The organism is Mesorhizobium sp. M2A.F.Ca.ET.037.01.1.1 (genome assembly GCF_003998075.1).
Classification (GTDB): Bacteria; Pseudomonadota; Alphaproteobacteria; order Rhizobiales; family Rhizobiaceae; genus Mesorhizobium.
In genome coordinates this window covers 1-1,516 of sequence record NZ_RZSA01001288.1, presented here as the reverse complement: position 1 = coordinate 1,516, position 1,516 = coordinate 1, and the positions used below count along the sequence as shown (strand labels likewise).

General features: G+C 61.3%; 2 protein-coding genes. Both read right to left on the bottom strand.

What is annotated here, in order from left to right; translation table 11 throughout:
* On the bottom strand, nt 1-578 hold a 578-nt coding region (locus EOA27_RS36005), incomplete at its 3' end, for a DUF4347 domain-containing protein (RefSeq protein WP_127258675.1).
* A gap of 88 nt (nt 579-666) precedes the next feature.
* Entirely contained in the window at nt 667-981 is a 315-nt protein-coding gene (locus tag EOA27_RS36000) for a hypothetical protein (protein WP_126078796.1), read from the bottom strand.
* Between the last annotated feature and the right edge of the window lie 535 nt (nt 982-1,516).

The following is a 1,516-nucleotide window of genomic DNA, read 5'->3' as shown; positions in this document are numbered from 1 at the left end:
ATAAGATAGTATGTATTAATACTTTTACTGCTGCCAGCATCTGTAAAACCGGCGAGTGTAAGGTCGCCCGATTCAAGTACCCCTGAGTAATTTGCTACGCCAGCTGAAGTGATCGGCGGCAAGGGCGAGGTCGCATAGTGCGGGAGTCCCCAAGACCCACCCAGATTCGCCGCGCCAACCAGCGACCTGGATGCACAAACCTCGGCGCCTACGGCTTCTTCCAATGCCTCGAGGAACCTTTCGCCGACATTCCCCAATGCCGCCGAGCAACTCCATAGCCGCAGTTGGCCATCCGCGGCGAGCGCTTTGCCGATGGCGGCGAAATCCTGGTCGCTTTCCTTCAACGTGGCGGCGGACCACTCCCCTGCGGCGAATTGGACCCGTCCCGGCGCGCCGTGAGCGATGATGTGGACTGCGTCGAGCCCTTTGTGGCCATCGAGGGCGGCGGCGATCTGCTGCGCCGGCGGTCGGCCGCTGTTGAGCACGACAGCCCGGACTTCAGGCCTCAAATTGCCGAGAACGGTCTGCAGGTCGGAGATTGAAGGATCCACAAAAAGAATTTCAGAGGCACGGGCCATAACTGGCTCCTGTTGGCTTTGAATTCAATTCAAGGGGAAACCGCCCACCGGTTTGGCAGGCGAGAGGGAACAATGAGATTGGACGCGATCACCTCGCTGACGGCCCGACGGCACCGCCGGGCCGCGGAACGACAGGTGTTTCCACGCGCAGGAAGCTGGCGACCTGGAAATTGCCGCCGTCGTCAAACGTGCCGATCGCCAACGAGCCGGCGGTGCTCGGAACCTTGACGTTAAGGGAGACAGCGAGGCTTCGCTTGACCGTCTTGGGGAGGTTGACCTGACCGACGATGGCGCTCTTGGTCGTGTCGAGCACGAAATATGTCACGTTCCCGGTATCGTCGCCGATGGGCAAGACACCCCGAACAGCGACATCCATGACGGCAAAGCCTGCTGTATAGCTCATCACGTCCTCCTCGATCCGTTGCGGCTCGCGCCGCCGTTCTTTCGTTTCGTAGCTTTGGGTTTCAGTCAGTAGCCGAGCACCCGCGGCGAGTCCCTGCTGACCACGGTGGCGGGAACAAAAGGTCGTCCAAGTTCATGAAAGCGCTCCCGTGCCGGGATGCCCTGAGGGCAAGTGGCTAGCGGTGGCGGAGCGACCGACGCGGGCAGCTTGGTTCGAATGAGCCTGGGGCATGTCGAAGCGGGAACTCGCGTCGACGCGACGCCGCTTGGCGGGCGATACTAACCGGACCACTGTCAACTCCATCACGCGTGCCGCGATTTCTCGACGACGAAATGCAAGGAGCCGACCACTCGCAACGGAATATCACTCGGGAGATCGAGGCCTGGACCACAGATTTCAGGCCAATCGGCGGAACGTTCGCTCGACACCACAAGCACCGCGCCCTCACGGGTGAAGTGGCTTTGCTCCCGGATCCTTTCCTAGCTTTGCGGACACGCGCGGACAGGCGGTCCTCCCGCCCAATCCGAGGCTACTC

Excerpts from the sequence above, each read along its gene's own strand:
- EOA27_RS36000 (WP_126078796.1), bottom strand. The coding sequence starts at position 981 with ATGAGCTATACAGCAGGCTTTGCCGTCATGGATGTCGCTGTTCGGGGT.